This is a genomic window from Synechococcus sp. R8-2 (assembly GCF_047461715.1).
In the GTDB taxonomy this organism is placed as follows: Bacteria; Cyanobacteriota; Cyanobacteriia; order Thermostichales; family Thermostichaceae; genus Thermostichus.
Genome location: NZ_JANSHQ010000398.1, coordinates 1 through 3,303, shown reverse-complemented (window position 1 = coordinate 3,303; position 3,303 = coordinate 1). Strand labels below are relative to the sequence as shown.

The window sequence follows — 3,303 nt, the reverse complement described above, 5'->3', positions numbered from 1 at the left end:
TGACTAGAGTCATGCTCTCTTCCAGTTGGCTGAGAAAACTAGCGGCGAGAGGGCGTTAACTGTGCCTTGCGCAGGCGCACCGACTGGGGCGTGATCTCCACCAGCTCATCCTCGCCGATGTATTCCAAAGCCCGCTCCAGGGTCATCTCCACCGGCGCTTGCAAGTGCACCAGCTCCTCCCCGCCCGCAGCCCGGTGGTTGGTCAGTTGCTTGGTCTTGCAGACGTTCAGCTCCAAGTCTTGGGGACGGTTGTGCTCGCCCACGATCATGCCCTTGTAAACGCGGGTACCTGGCGTAATAAAGAATACACCTCGATCTTCCGCATTCTTGAGGGCATAGGTAGTGGCCACCCCTTCTTCAAAAGCAATCAGCACCCCGTTGCGGCGCATTTCCATCTCAGAGGTCAGGGGACGGTATTCCAAAAAGCTGTGGCTCATGATCCCCTCGCCGCGGGTGATGCGGATAAACTCCCCCCGAAAGCCGATCAGCCCTCGCGCCGGAATGACAAACTCCAGCTGAGCCCGACCATCGGATCCCACCATCATGTTCTGCATTTCTCCCCGCCGTTGCCCCAGCCGCTCGATGCAGGCCCCCACCGTCGCTTCCGGCACATCCAGCACCAAACACTCATAGGGCTCATAGGGCTGGCCGTTGACCTCGCGGAAAATTACCTTCGGCTGCCCCACCTGAAACTCATAGCCTTCCCGCCGCATGGTTTCTAGCAGGATGCCCAGGTGCAGCTCGCCTCGCCCCGACACCAAAAAGCGATCCGGCGAGTCGGTTTCTTCCACCCGCAGCGCCACGTTGGTTTCCAACTCCCGCATCAGGCGCTCCCGCAACTGTCGCGAGGTAACGAAGGTACCCTCCTGGCCGGCAAAGGGAGAATCGTTGACACCGATCATCACCTGCAGCGTCGGCTCGTCCACTTTGATGAGCGGCAGAGCCTGGGGATTTTCGGGAGAGGTGAGGGTGTGGCCAATGTTGGCCTCGGCAAACCCCGCCACAGCAACAATGTGGCCGGCGGTGGCTTCCGTCAGCTCGATGCGCTGCAGGCCCTGAAAGCCGAACAGCTTGGTTACTTTGCCCTTGGCAATGGATCCATCCTCTTTCACCACTGCCAATGGATCCCCCAGACGGATGGTGCCGTTGTGGATCTTGCCGATCACGATCCGGCCCAGGTATTCCGAATACTCCAGCGTGGTGACCTGCAGCTGCAGGGGCTTGCCGGGATCCCCAATGGGGGGTGGGACATGCTTGAGAATGGCCTCGAAAAGAGGCTTCATATCCAGGGATCCGCTGTACTTCCCTTCCAGAAAGTCTTTGAGATGGGCTTCTTCCAGGGCAAAGCCGCGCAACCCAGAGGCAAATAGATAGGGGAAGTCGCACTGGTCTTCGTCTGCCCCCAGCTCCAAGAACAAATCCAGCACCTTGTCGACGGCTTTGTAGGGCTCGGCGCGAGGCCGATCGATCTTGTTGACCACCACAATTGGGCGCAGGCCCTTCTCCAAGGCTTTGCGCAGCACAAAGCGGGTTTGCGGCATCGGGCCTTCGTTGGCATCCACGATCAACAAGCAGCCCTCCACCATCCCCAGCACCCGCTCCACCTCGCCCCCGAAATCGGCGTGGCCAGGGGTGTCGACGATGTTGATCAAGGTTTCGCCGTAGCGGACGGCTGTGTTTTTGGCCAAGATGGTAATGCCCCGCTCCCGCTCCAGCGTGTTGGAGTCCATCACACAGGTGGGAATGTCTTCCCCCTCCCGAAAGATGCCCGCCTGGCGTAACAGGGCATCCACAAGGGTAGTTTTGCCGTGGTCGACGTGGGCGATGATGGCAACGTTGCGGATGGGGAGTGACATATTAACCATTGACCAGCAGGATGTCGCCCTACAAGCAGGAGTGCCCTAGGGATTTCTTTACAACTCTAACGCAAAGGAGCGTTACGTTGCTAAACACTCCTGGCTTTGGGCTTAGCCCCAGCACTCCCAAAGGGTTATCCCGACTGCCTCAATATCCAAAGGGATCCCCTACATATCGGCGCCGCGCAGATAGAGCAGCAGGATGACCGCCGGGCCTGCCAAGACAATCAAGGCCAGCAGGGCCAACTGCACAAAAACTTCGTATTGTCCGAACATAATCCCAGATCCTGTGGCTTACGCTTTGTATCCTAAGGGGTGCCCTCCACCCCAGATGGGAGAGCTGTTACAATTCTTCAAGTCATGCGCTCTTCGCCAAGGGATCCCTAGCGCTCCTGCTGGGCTTGAAACACCACCGGATCCAGGTTGAACAGTTCCTGCAAGATCCGCATGGCTGCCCGCCGCGCCTCAATATCCCGTTTGGCCCGCAGTTGCACCATCGGGTCGTGCAGGATCTTGTTGACGATGCCGCGGGTCAAGGCGTCGATCACCTCCAGGTGCTTCTCGGCAAAGTCCTTGCCCAGGCGGGAGAGAGCTTTTTCCATCTCCTGTTCGCGGATAGACTCCACCTTGTGGCGCAGGCTGGAAATGGTGGGCACCGTCTCCAGAGAACGCCACCACTCCATAAATTGATCCACCTCCTCTTCCACCAGGGCTTCGGCAGCCAGAGCCAGCTTTTGCCGTTGGGCGCGGTTTTCTTCCACGACGCGGGAGAGGTGATCCACATTGAACACCTGTACCCCCTTCAGCTTTTCCACGTCGGGATCGATGTTGCGGGGCACAGAGATATCCACCAACAACAGCGGCTGATCTGGCTGCAGCACCCCTGCCAGTTGCTGGTAGGTGAGGATCGGCTGGGTGGCACCGGTGCTGGTGAAGACCAAGTTGGACTCGGCCACGCTGCTCAGCAGCGACTCCCAGGGCAACACCTGGATCGGCTGCTCGAATTGCTTGGCCAGGGCTTCGGCCCGCTCCAGGGAGCGGTTGACCACCGTGATATCGACTGCCCCTTTGGCCAACAGGTGCTGCACCAACAGACGGGCCATTCTCCCCGCCCCCACCACGGTAACTTTGCCCTGAGAGAGGGATCCCTGCTCTTGCAGAGCCAACTCCACCGCTGCCGAGCTGATGGACATGGCGCCGGTGCCGATCTCCGTTTCGGTACGGACGCGCTTGCCGGCGGTAATGGCTGCCTTAAAAAGGCGATTGAGGATGCGATCCATGCCGTTGCAGGCTTGGCCCAGTTGCTGGGCTTTTTTCACCTGCGAGAGGATCTGCCCTTCTCCCAGCACCAAGCTATCTAGCCCGGCAGCCACCCGCATCAGGTGGGTTACCGCATCCTGGTAAAGAAGGGTAAACAGGTGCGGACGCAGTTGGGGCAAGGGGATCC

At 59.3% G+C, this 3,303-nt stretch carries 3 protein-coding genes; all 3 read right to left on the bottom strand.

The genetic code is table 11. The features are described from left to right. Positions 1–38: 38 nt before the first annotated feature. Positions 39–1,856 (bottom strand): translational GTPase TypA, encoded by a 1,818-nt coding sequence (typA, locus tag NW819_RS09785; protein ID WP_414409133.1) that lies wholly within the window; start codon positions 1,854–1,856, stop codon positions 39–41. A 168-nt stretch (positions 1,857–2,024) separates the two neighbouring features. Continuing rightward, entirely contained in the window at positions 2,025–2,132 is a 108-nt protein-coding gene (gene psb30 / locus NW819_RS09780) for a photosystem II reaction center protein Ycf12/Psb30 (protein ID WP_011433833.1), read from the bottom strand. Between the two features lie 107 nt (positions 2,133–2,239). Further along, positions 2,240–3,303, bottom strand: a 1,064-nt coding sequence (gene hemA, locus NW819_RS09775; protein ID WP_414413617.1) for a glutamyl-tRNA reductase, incomplete at its 5' end; no start/stop codon positions are given.